Origin of the sequence: Oscillatoria salina IIICB1, assembly GCF_020144665.1 — a bacterium.
GTDB lineage: Bacteria > Cyanobacteriota > Cyanobacteriia > Cyanobacteriales > SIO1D9 > IIICB1.
The window spans coordinates 1-11597 of the sequence record NZ_JAAHBQ010000039.1; the positions used below are offsets into that span (position 1 = coordinate 1).

The window sequence follows — 11597 nt, forward strand, 5'->3', positions numbered from 1 at the left end:
CTTTAAGAGTCCATTTTTGGATGGCTTAAGAATCCCCTCCCTTTAGCAACGCGGAGGGAGGGGAGCAGTCAATAACGGCTTTAGGTGTAGGTGGTGTTTCCATTGGTTTGGCTTTACAAAACACCCTCGCTAATCTTTTTTCTGGCTTAAATATCATTACTTCTAAAAAAGTTAGACCTGGAGATTACATTAAATTAGAAACTGGGGAAGAAGGTTATGTGCGAGATATCGCTTGGAGATACACAATTATTCGCGAATATAATGAGAATTTGATTGTTATTCCTAACTCTAAGTTGGTTTCTGCTACTTTCAAAAATTATACTTTACCAAAAAAGGAAATGTTGCTACCAATTGAATGTAGTGTTAGCTATGGTAGCGATTTGGATAAAGTTGAGGCTGTGACTTTGGAAGTGGCTATGGAAGTGATGAAATATGTACCCGGAGGAGTACCAAATTTTGAACCTTTTTTACGTTACCATAAATTTGACTATTTTAGTATTAATTTTACTATATATTTGAAAGTTAAAAAATTTATCGATCATTTAATTGTTAGACATGAGTTTTTAAAGAGGTTGTATCGGCGCTATCAGTGGGAAGGTATTAAGATTCCTTTTCCAATTAAGGCTGGTTACTTATCGGAAAAGGATAAAAAAATTGAGTCTGATTTTCCGCATAATCCAAGTATTTGATAAGCTAAAATAGCATTTTTTTCCTGGGATAATTGTTAGATAAGTTGCTAACCGACTGACTAGAAACTATCGCTACTCCATTGCTGAATAAGTTCAAAAGGATTAAAACCGCGATAACTTAAGAAGTTACACAATTTGTTTTTAGTTTTGGGGTCAAGATCGTTGAAATCAGTTATTTTGTATTTTCGCATTGCTTTAGCTTTTAAATCCTCTAATTGGTTATCTGGTAAGTCTTCAGCAGTTTCGCTCCAAACTTCGGCAAATAAATCTCTAGAAATGCCTTTTTGCAAACATTTATTCATGATTACAGGTTTCCCATATTTACCTTGAGATGAAGAAATTAAATCTTCAATAAAGCGTTTATCGGATTGATAATCTTTTGACTGAAGGTAGTCGATTGCTTCAGTTATTTCTTGAGATTCATAGCCTTTATCTTGAGCTTTGCGACGTAGTTCCCAAGCAGTGTATTCACGACGAGATAAGAGTCGCAGAAAATAGTCTTGACAAGAAGATTTAGGCATAATTAGTTATTTAATGAATAAGCTGTTGTTGCAGTTCAGATTTTACTCTTTCATACTCAGTTTCAAGTTGAGATAAAAGCGATCGCGCTTGGATCGGGTTATCGCTACCACTGATTTTTTCTAAATCTTTACAAAGTTGATAAAATGTCATCGCGCCGAGGGCAGCACTGCTAGACTTGAGAGTATGAGCGCTATAGGCAGTAGCTTCGCGATCGCCAGCCGAAATTGCTGTACGAATTCGCTCTAAGTATTTGGTAGTCTCTTCTAAGTAAGAATCAATTAAGATTTCCAACCATTCAGGAGTGTTGTCACCGATTGCATCTAGTGTAGCTTGCAATACATTAATGTCAATAGCAGGTTTTTTCATTGTTATTGGCGAAATTTTTGCTACTTTGATAGGGTTATTTTTAACTTGAGGCTGAGATTTTTTCAGGGCGGTAACTAACTCTTGAATTTGGATCGGCTTACTAATATAATCTTCCATTCCCGCAGCTAAACATTCTTCTTTATCGCCTTTCATCGCATTAGCTGTCATGGCAATAATCCGAGGATGATTTTCCCAACGCTGGCAGATTTCTTTGGCTGCGGCGATCCCATCCATTTCTGGCATTTGTATGTCCATTAAGATCAGATCGTAAGGCTGGCGTTCGAGGGCTTCAATAACTTCTAAACCGTTACTAACTACATCAGCACGATAACCCATTCGTTCTAATAATTTTAATGCTAACTTTTGATTAACCATATTGTCTTCTGCTAAAAGAATGCGTAAGGGAAGACTTGCTGCAAGATTTTTGTCGATCGGTGATTGTCGTTTGTAGGTTGGTTCGATTTTTACCAACTGTCCGCCACAAATTTTGGCTAAAACGTTGAAGAGTTGAGATTGTTTGATCGGTTTATTTAAGAAAGCAGCAAATTCGGGAAATTTTTTGCCATTTTCTGGCTTGCCGACTGAAGTTAACATCACTAAAGGTAAGTGTTGCAAACTGGGTATTCTGCGGATTTCTTTAGCCAGAGTAATGCCATCCATTCCTGGCATTTGTAAATCGACGATCGCTAAATCGAATGTTTCTCGTTGCAATACTTCTAAAGCTTTCGCACCAGAATCAACTGTCAGGGATTTTGCTCCCCAAGATTCTGCCTGTTTGAGTAAAATTTGGCGATTAGTGGCATTATCATCAACTATTAGCATTTTTTTGCCTAATAATTGCGATTTACTAACCATTACTTCTACAAGAGACGAACTAGGCACTGCTTTAGCAGCGATCGTGAAGTAAAAAATTGAGCCAAGATCGACCTTACTTTCTACCCACATTTTGCCGCCCATAATTTCACTCAACTGTTTGCTAATTGCTAAACCGAGTCCAGTTCCGCCATATTTACGGGTAGTGGAAGAATCTACTTGCGTGAAAGGTTTAAATAAGCGATGTAATCGTTTTTCCGGAATCCCAATTCCTGTATCTTTAACCGCAAAACAAATTTCATAAGTTTCTGACTCATTCAGGGGTTTTGAGGTGACAGAAACGATGACTTCACCAGCATCAGTAAATTTAATCGCATTGCTGAGTAAATTAACTAAAATTTGTCTGATTCTGGTAACATCTCCTTGAATTGTCGGAGGTGTTTCTGGATCGATTTGGTAAGCTAATTCGAGATTTTTTTCAGCAGCCTTTGAAGCAAGTAAATCGAGAGATTCTTCAACGCAAACTCTTAATTCAAAAGAAACTTCTTCTAATTCTAATTTGCCAGATTCGATTTTTGAGAAGTCGAGAATATCATTAATAATTGTTAGCAGTGCGTCGCCACTATTACGGATAGTTTCCACGAAATCTTGTTGTTCGGGGTTGAGAGCTGTATCTAATAGCAATCCTGTCATCCCAATGACGGCATTCATGGGTGTACGAATTTCATGACTCATGGTTGCTAAAAATTCACTTTTAGCCCGCATTCCTGCTAAAGCGCGATCGCGGGCTTGGGCTAATTCGGTGGCGGCTCTCGCACGTTCGATTTCTCCTCCTACCCACTGCGCCATTAATCTTAATAATTCTTTTTCGATCGCTTTAAATGGTTTCTGACGCGGTTGGGTACTAGAAAAGTTTAAAGTACCGTAAATTTTGCCATTGACAACTACAGGCGTACCGATATAAGTTTCTAATTTTAAAGCACGATAGCAAGGGTGATTTTGCCAATGATGATGGTTTCCTGCACCAATAATACACAAAGGTTTTTTTGCTAGTAATGTTTCGTGGCAATAAGTTTGTCGTAAGTCTAAAATTGTCCCTTGGGCGCGTAAATTATTCGGTAATTGGGCAGCAGTTATTTGATATTTATTGCCTTCAATTTTGGCTAAAACCCCAATTTCTAAATTAAATTGTTCTCTGCCCATTGCTAGTAAATTTTCTATGGATTCAGCAAAATTCTGGCATCTCGAAGCAGTCACTTCACACAAAGCGCGAATAGCAGCTTCGCTTTCTCTCAATTCGATTTCTGCTTCTACCCGATCGGTAATATCAATGGAAACACCCATAACTGCGGGCGTGGCTAGTCCCGCGACAAAAAAGGGAATTTTTGTCGTCAACAAAGTTCTTGAATTTCCCTCAGTATCAGTCAACTTTTCTGAGTAAATATGTTTGGATTTGCCACTGTTAATTACTTCTAAATCATCAGCACAAAATTGAGCTGATTCTGGTAGCGATCGCGCAAAATCTTCATCTTTTTTACCGAGTAATTCTTCGACAGTTGTTCCGTAAGCTTGAGCTATAGCTTGATTTGCCAGAAGATATTCTCCTCGTTCGTTTTTAGCAAAAATAAAGTGAGGAACTAAATCAATTACTTGACGCAATTTTGCTTCGCTGGCTTGTAATTGAGCTTCTACTCGTTTGCGTTCGCTAATATCAACAATGGCTCCATCTAAGTAAAGGATTTTTCCTACTTCGTTAAAAGCAGCTTGACCTTTATCATAAATCCATCTTACTTTGCCATCCGAGCGCCGTATTCGGTATTCGATTTCATAAGGCTGTTTGGCTTCAATAGCTTGGCAAATTTGAGTTTCAACTGTTTCTAAGTCCTCAGCATCGATAATACTCAAAAAAGTACGAACCTGATTGTGAAGAAAATCACTACTAGGATAACCAGAAATTTCCTCGATCGCATCGCTGATAAATTCCATCGTCCGATCGCGATCGCCGCGACAACGATAAATTGTTCCTGGTAAATTATTAACTAAGGAGCGAAATCTCTCTTCACTTTGGCGTAAAGCGGAAAGAGTTTGTTTGCGTAAACTGATATCTTGAACAAAACCTTCATAATAAAGTAGCTTACCTTGAGAATCTCGCACCGCACGCACGTTTTCCGAAATCCAAATTTTACTACCATCGCGGCGATATACTTGGAACTCAAAATTTTGTACTGCACCGTATAAGTTAATTAATTGAATAAAATGATGACGCTGATTTATGTCAACATAAAGTTGTTCTTCAACATTCGTGCATTGCTGAATTAATCTTTCTGGCGAATCATATCCATACATTTTCGCTAAAGCCGGATTAGCACTTAAATAGCGCCCCTCTGGTGTTGTCTGAAAAATCCCACTCACCGCATTTTCAAAGATACTGCGATATTTAGCTTCAGCTTGTTGTAACGCCATTTCCACCTGCGATCGCTCCCGGATCTGGGCTTCTAATTCAGCCGTGCGTCGTGCTACTCTTGCTTCTAACTCAGCATTTAAAGTCCGAACTTCTGCTTCCGCTTGCTTGCGAGCTTCGTTTTCTTCAGCTAATGTCCGATTTGCTAGTTCTAATTCTTCCGGACTTGGTAAAATTAGAGCTTGAGGCATTAATGTCGCCACCTTCACTGCCGTATAAACCGAGATCGTCCCAGTAACCGCTTTTAAAGCACCAGAAAACCAATAAGCAGGATACCACAAAGTTATCACTTCCAGGAAATGACTGGTTCCGCAAGCGACAAGAAAAACGCCAAACAAGATAAATAAGTTCAGAAAAGGAAGATCCCGTCTTTTTTGCCGAAAGTATAATAATCCTAGCGGAATTGAATAGTAAGCCACCGCGATCGCTAAATCGGAGGTGACGTGCAAAAACACTAAGTTAGGATTCCACCCATAACACTCTCCATGAGGCAGGAAATAGCTGCTACCTAATATGTTTAGCAATAAATCTTGCATAAATTCAATTTTCCCTATTTGGTTTTTGGCAAGCAAAACTATTCAAGCTTGTTTTCCTAAAAATTTTAGCTAGAAAATAACTACCAAGCTTGTGTAACTTATTTTAATTTATTAATTATTTATCTTTCCCTTGACTTGCCCGGCGTTTCTGAATTTCTTGAATCCGCTCTTTAACAAATTCTTCATGTTGCTGTCTCTCGTTAGCTGTCACCCAAGAAAGTGTAGTTGATAGCGCCACTAAACTAAAAAACATCGCGATAAAGATTTCACACATTGCCGCCGTGCGAGAACATAATGAAGCCGGATGTACGTCTCCATATCCAACTGTTGAAAAAGTAACTACCGAAAAATAGATTGATAAAAAACCATCTTTTAAACCCCAAAAATTACCTGGATTTTGGCGAAAAAGTTCGGCATAAAGACTCGAAAATCCAAAAATTATTGTAAAAAAAACAAGTCCGATCGGCAATAACAGATAAGGAAGTCGATTCAAAGAAGGAATAAATTTATATTCGCGAACCACATCATCTTCTTGTTTGAATTCCTTTTCTACTTCAACCCCAGCACCAACAAATACCTCGGAAACCAGTAAAACAATTAAAATTAATCCCGCTAAAATAGCTAAAACTGATAAAATAAAATTAGGTGAACTACTAAAAACTTGCGTAAAAGTATTTACCAAGCAATAAATTAAGAAAAAAACAGTAGTAACACTCAAACCTTGACGGACAGCTACTAAAGTACCATGACGAGGATAAACACGAGAACCGATAAATTCTCGTTCCGGACGAGTTAGATCGTTTTGAGTTAACCTTTCCGCCAGTAGTTGAGCAACCGAACCTACGAACTCCTCGTAGTCAAATAAATCTGTAACTTGAGATTCAAAGCCATTGTCGCGATCGCTCATATTTTCACCCACTTTTTTCTGTCTAACTTAGATGATAAAATATTTTCTATCTCGGCGAAAAAAACTGAGGATATACCGAAGAGAAAGCGCTGTTAAACAATTTTTTAGTTAGGAAAATTCTTCCCAAAAAAATCTCAACTCTCTTCAATTAAGTCAATAACGATATCAAAGCGAAAGTTATTAACCAAATTAACTAAAGCCTCACTTATATCGCTACGCTCTTCAGGAATTACGGCGATCAATTCACGGACTTGTTCGTCATCAGCAAGCAGCGCAGCATGGTAAATTTGAGCAATCCATTCAGGAGACATAACCTGTAAATCCTCTTTAGTTAAGTGTAAAGACAAGTCAGAAATCAAATTAGAAGGTAAATCCTCTTTATAGAGATAGCGCACGCCCAGATGCTCGCTTATCTTACTCAAAAGAGTTTCTTCTCGAAACGGCTTACTAATAAAATCATCACAGCCAGCAGCCAAAGCCTTTTGTCGATCTTCATTGAAAACTTTAGCAGTTAAAGCAATAATAATTGGCTGTTGTTTTGAGGTGGCAGACTTGATTTGTTGGAGAACTTGGTATCCATTCAGAACAGGCATTTGCAGATCCAAAAGTAGCAAATGAGGTTGCCAACTACGCCAAAAATCGAGTGTCTGTTGACCATTTTCCGCTACTTTAACATTAAAGCCGAGAGGTTCGAGAATTTCCAAAAGTAACTGACCGTGAACTGGCAAATCATCAGCAACTAAAATACGATAATCAGGTTGATTTGGTTGCAAGGCTATCGCTTGTTTTTTTGAGGAATTTTTGATTTCTACATCGGCTGCTCTAGCTAACTTAAGTGGAATAGCGACAGTAAAAACCGAACCACTTCCCAACTCAGAATTAACAGTAATTTCTCCTTGCATAAATTTGACAAACTCACGGGATATTGATAATCCTAAACCAGTTCCTTCTGAAGGTTGACGGTTAGTTCGAGTTTGGACAAAAGGTTCAAATAAACTTTCTTTTTGTTCGAGACTAATTCCCGCACCAGTGTCTTCCACATCAAAGACGAGAAAATGCTTTTTAAGTCGCGAAAAGTTATTTGTTGTTTGTAGCGATCGATCTTCTACCTTTACTCGTAACGTTACTGTACCAGAATCAGTAAATTTAATCGCATTATCGAGCAAATTAACGAGAACTTGGCGGAGTTTACTTTCGTCAGTTTGCACGTAACCAGGTAAATTAGCATCCAGTTCGCTCTTTAATTCTAAACCCTTAGCACTTGCTGTAACTCGCATCATCGTAGCGATATCGCTCACAAAATCTGCCAAATTGAAACTGTTTTCTTGGACAATAATTTGATTGTTTTTAATCTTTGCACTAGAAAGAATGTCGTTAATTAATTTTAGTAAATGTTCGCCACTAGCGTTAATAATTCCCAAATATTCTTGCTGCTTTTCAGTTAAAGTTACATCTTGCACTAAAATTTGACTAAAGCCGAGAATAGCATTTAAGGGAGTACGCAATTCGTGACTTATATTTGATAAAAATTGACTTTTAGCAGCAGAAGCAGCTTCCGCAGCTATTAACGCTTGTTGCAATGCCAACTTGGTTTGTTGTAACTCAGAAATTTTTCTTGATAGTAAATAATTAATATTTTGCAGTTCTGAGGTTCTTTGGTGAACTTTTTCTTCTAAATTAATTTGTGCTTCCCGCAAGGATGCTTCTACACTAAGACGGCGTTGAATTTCTGTTTGTAACTGCTGATTGTGTTGACTATGTGCTGTTTGTAAGTGCTTAATTTTTAGGTGGGTTTTTACCCTTGCTAAAATTTCTTCCACTTGGAGAGGCTTAGTTATATAGTCAACTCCTCCTACCTCAAAACCTTTAACTTTGTTTGACAAATCTCCTAAGGCGGTAATAAAAATAACTGGAATTTCTTGACAAGCCGGATTTTGCTTCAAGCGAGAACAAGTTTCAAAACCGTTTATTCCCGGCATCATGACATCTAATAAAATCAAATCTGGTAACTCGCGTTCTAATATTTCCAGTGCGCTTTCGCCGTCTTGCGCTACTCGTACTTGATATCCTTGTAGCTGAAGAAACTCATCGAGTATGGCAATGTTACTAGAATTGTCATCAACGATTAAAATAATCTCTTGTTGCCCCGATTTTTTTTGTATCATAGCTGGACCAAAATTTAAATAGTTGCCTGCACTCTGGTTAAAATTGTAGCTGGCTCTAGACTAAAATGGTGTTACTATTACACTATTTGAGTTGCTTTTCCAGCGTCTTAACAACTTTTTTGGGTTTTCTTGGCTGCGCTAACTACCTAGTTGAATAATCGAGCGGCTTCTTTTTAGTTTTTGTTTTCTAGAAACTACCTGTGCAAAAGTTTGGCAGTTTTGTCAAGTTTATTTTTAGCAATGCCGATGCTTGTGAATTGAATAGTAAATCTGAGGTAAAAATATTCGCGATCGCTAGCTATTTGTTGAATTGCCAAATTTAGTTGCCTTTCCTACTAAGTTGAGTATAACTTGGGACAAAAGTCTTTCATCGCGATCAAAACAAATTTTTGTTTCTAGGGCGGGATTCTGCCGATAAATCCCATTCAAACCTTTATTTTCTGCCCAAAGGAGAGAAATTTTGATAATACCATTGACAAAGCTGGTAGAAGTTCTCTTTGATTAGCTTTGATTTTAGCAAAACTTAAAACATGATTAATAATCAAACTAAGTTGATGTTTGCTACCTTAGTTAATGACCGTTGCTAAATTGGCGTATAACCTAAGTTCCCCTTCTCTCGGGGTTAATGAAGCTGAATTTGCTCAAAGATCTCAACAAAGGTCAAGATCGAGATGAATTGCACGCCAAGCATTGAGCTGAGGCTTTTTGATCTCAGGTAAGGTAGATTCCCCTGTCTGAATCCACAATCTCTAGAGAAACTGGGTAGCGATTTCAGTTAGAGAAGTTGAAAACAAGCAAGCCAAGGTTAAAATCTCAGTAGTAGACGAGTTTGGGAACATCACAGAACGGATTGTCCCTCAATCTTTCCCTACTAAAAATTCAATTGGCTAACTCGTGGCGATCGCTAAACTCATTGGCGATCGCTAGAGGTTATCGATCGATTAAAGCATTTTTGCCTATGTCTCTAGACAAACTTCAGCCTTCCAGTAAATCAGAAGAAATCGTCTATGCGCCCTATTTTCAAGGCAGCAAGCGTAATTTACTTCCCTATGCGATTACCCTATATCAACAAGGTTCTTTAGAAGGTCAGCGAGAAATAGAAGGTGGTGAGAGCATTCCTTTTGTTGCCAGTTGGTATGTTTCTAAACTACCTGCGGATTTGACTCGCTGTCGCTTGCAATTTGATGGTAATGCCGAGTTGAGCTATGAGGTAACTATGCAAAATTCTGAGTTTGTGAATTACTTAATTGAAGTGTTAATGACCTACAAGCGCTCGCGCAATACCACGACAGATTTTCCCCAAACTTTTTACCGAAAGTTACTGCGCCGAGATGAATGATCCAACTTAACATGAGGTTAGCTATGGTCTTTCCCAAAAAGTTATTTTTCCGAACAACCACAAAAGTCAAGGAGTGAGGGTGTGGCAAAATCTGCCAAAAATTTATTAATCGGATCGACAGAAGCCTATAGCGGCAAATCAACGACGATTCTGGGTGTTATTCATCAGTTACACGCTAAGGGCATTGTCGTCGCTTACGGAAAACCCCTAGGAACTCTTCCTGCTAGTCAAACTAACAAAACAGGGGAAGAGGATGTTAAATTTGTCAGAGAAATTCTGAAATTACCAGAAGATCGGGTACTAGAGCCTTTGTTGTCTCTCGATGAAAAGGCGATCGCGCTTCGTTTATCTGGAGAAGATACCACCAACTACAATGTTCAGTTGGAATCTTACCTTAACGAAGTTAGTGGCGATTTACTGTTACTCGAAGGTTCGGGAACGCTGTTTGAAGGTACTCTTTTCGGACTATCTGCTCTCGAAGTCGCTGAACGAGTAGATGCCTCAGTTCTAGTTGTAACTCGCTATCATTCGTTTTTAGCCGTGGATAGCCTCTTAGCAGCTCAACAGTTGTTAGGCTCTCGCTTAATTGGTGTCTTAATTAACGGTATCCCCGAAGAATTGTTAGAAACTGTTAATCGGGAAATGCGACCTTTCCTCGAAACACAGGGGATTCCTGTCTTAGGAATGTTACCAAAAAATAATCTGTTGCGTAGCGTTAGCGTTCGTGAGTTAGTTCAACAACTTAAGGCAAAAGTTCTCTGTCGCAGCGATCGCTTGGATTTAATGGTCGAAACCTTGACAATTGGGGCAATGAATGTTAATTCTGCTATCGAATATTTTCGGAAAGGCAGAAACATGGCAGTAGTCACAGGAGGCGATCGCACCGACTTACAACTAGCTGCTCTGGAAACCTCAACTCAGTGTTTAATTCTCACTGGTCACGTTTCCCCCCAACCCCTAGTCCTTCAACGAGCAGAAGATTTAGAAATCCCAATTTTGTCAGTAGATCTTGACACTCTGACTACAGTGGAAATAGCCGATCGCGCCTTCGGTCAAGTACGCCTCGCCGAACCGATTAAAGTCAAATGTATCCAGCAATTAATGAGCCAATACTTTGATATCGATCGCTTGGTTAACTCACTCAAACTTTAACCTCTTTGTCACTCGGAGTAGGTAATCATTCCTGCTCCTACTCCGAAGGAGATTCAGGTGAATTTTCCCTTTGAGGGTTGGTAATAAATGTAACTTGTTCTTTATGTTTGTTTTGGCGAGAGCCTGGCGATCGAGGTTGAGTGCGACTCGCATTAGGGTCGGCAACTCCAATCCGAATGCGTATTTTCGGACCAGACTCACCTAAACGAATCACCATCCCATCTACTACCGCAGCTTGGGCGATCGGTTCTCCCTCTACATAAGTTCCATTTGTCCCATAATTAACTATTTCCCAGCCTTCAGGCTTATTAATCAGCTCCAGATGGTGACGAGACACCACAGCACTATACATAACTACATGATTATCGGTTGACCGACCAATCTTAATGACCGATTCAGATTCAAAAGTCCAACTTTGAATCGGAACAGATTTAGTGGGATGCAGCAGAGTTAAACTAATCACAGATATTACGTTGGAGATTCCACCGAAGGTCAAGGAGGCTACATCTTTAATTTAAGCGGATTGCTCCTCATCTGCCAACTACCCTACCAATTACCATGAGCTAATTTAACGCGATCGCTTCGATTAAGATTTCGCTTCAAAGACGCGATCGCGCAGTCTAAATAAGTAAAACGCTACTCAAAAA

Annotated in this window: 8 protein-coding genes; 3 read left to right on the forward strand and 5 right to left on the reverse strand. The window is 38.9% G+C overall.

The features are described 5' to 3' along the window. Window positions 1-107: 107 nt before the first annotated feature. Complete coding sequence (locus tag G3T18_RS13050) at window positions 108-689, forward strand: mechanosensitive ion channel family protein (RefSeq protein WP_397333945.1); 582 nt, start codon at window positions 108-110, stop codon at window positions 687-689. 59 nt (window positions 690-748) lie between these two features. On the opposite strand, the gene G3T18_RS13055 is transcribed toward G3T18_RS13050, so the two are convergent. The 4 genes from G3T18_RS13055 to G3T18_RS13070 form a co-directional block, all read right to left on the reverse strand. Beyond that, complete coding sequence (locus G3T18_RS13055) at window positions 749-1210, reverse strand: regulatory protein RecX (protein ID WP_224411000.1); 462 nt, start codon at window positions 1208-1210, stop codon at window positions 749-751. Window positions 1211-1220: 10 nt separating this feature from the next. After that, entirely contained in the window at window positions 1221-5387 is a 4167-nt protein-coding gene (locus G3T18_RS13060; RefSeq protein WP_224411001.1) for a response regulator, read from the reverse strand. Between the two features lie 115 nt (window positions 5388-5502). Then, window positions 5503-6294: a potassium channel family protein gene (locus tag G3T18_RS13065; protein WP_224411002.1), complete on the reverse strand. Its 792-nt coding sequence runs from the start codon at window positions 6292-6294 to the stop codon at window positions 5503-5505. A 134-nt stretch (window positions 6295-6428) separates the two neighbouring features. Next, window positions 6429-8459, reverse strand: a complete 2031-nt coding sequence (locus G3T18_RS13070) for a response regulator (protein ID WP_224411003.1) — start codon at window positions 8457-8459, stop codon at window positions 6429-6431. Window positions 8460-9288: 829 nt separating this feature from the next. Between G3T18_RS13070 and ebsA the strand changes: the two genes are divergently transcribed. After that, window positions 9289-9798: a type IV pilus biogenesis protein EbsA gene (gene ebsA, locus G3T18_RS13075; RefSeq protein WP_449868008.1), complete on the forward strand. Its 510-nt coding sequence runs from the start codon at window positions 9289-9291 to the stop codon at window positions 9796-9798. A gap of 81 nt (window positions 9799-9879) precedes the next feature. Next, window positions 9880-10950 (forward strand): phosphotransacetylase family protein, encoded by a 1071-nt coding sequence (locus G3T18_RS13080; protein WP_224411004.1) that lies wholly within the window; start codon window positions 9880-9882, stop codon window positions 10948-10950. A gap of 37 nt (window positions 10951-10987) precedes the next feature. Here the strand turns inward: G3T18_RS13080 and G3T18_RS13085 are convergent, their stop codons facing one another. Continuing rightward, the gene (locus G3T18_RS13085) at window positions 10988-11413 is read right to left on the reverse strand and encodes an FHA domain-containing protein (RefSeq protein ID WP_224411005.1); all 426 of its coding nucleotides are present in this window, start codon (window positions 11411-11413) and stop codon (window positions 10988-10990) included. Window positions 11414-11597: the final 184 nt, after the last annotated feature.